Genomic DNA, 576 nt, shown 5'->3' with positions numbered 1-576 from the left:
GCAAGGCAAAAACTCAGAAGACTTTATCCGTTAATTTACGATTAACATAACAGTAGTTTGTTGCGGATAAATTCATAGTCCGCTTGAATTTCTTGAATAAGTGTATCACTTTCTAAAAAATCAAACGATTGAACTTTTAAAAGTTCTGCTTTTTCGCTGTGTTTACCGTTCCAAGTAACTGCACAGTAAACAAGTGATTTTAATTTTTCCCAGCAATGACTTTCAAAAAACGGTGTTGCAAGCAACACCGTTGGGTTTATCATTGTTATTGCAAAAGTTTCTTTCGGTGTCCACTCGCCTTTAACTTGATAGAACGCAGTTGATTTCAATTCAAATCCAAGTCCGTTTGGTGCTTGTTTATTGTCGTTTGATAAACCTGCTAAATGTTCAAGTGTAAGCCCTTTCCAACCTTTGTTTTGCTTGCCGTCTTTGTATGTTGTTACGCCATATTTTACAGCCAATTCAGCAAGGTCTTGTCCTACGAATTTTTCTAAGTTTTTTATTGCGATTACTCTTGTTACCATTGAGCCTGTTGCACGACAAAAAGAATAAAAATATTTAACTATTTGATTTTGA

The 576-nt window shown here is 34.9% G+C and carries 1 protein-coding gene; it reads right to left on the bottom strand.

What is annotated here, in order from left to right:
• Positions 1-41: 41 nt before the first annotated feature.
• Positions 42-576: hypothetical protein (locus LC115_01065; protein ID MCZ2355271.1), on the bottom strand; the 535-nt coding region annotated here is incomplete at its 5' end.

This window comes from Bacteroidia bacterium (assembly GCA_026932145.1).
Lineage (GTDB): Bacteria > Bacteroidota > Bacteroidia > J057 > JAIXKT01 > JAIXKT01.
This window is presented reverse-complemented; position numbering and strand designations above follow the sequence as displayed.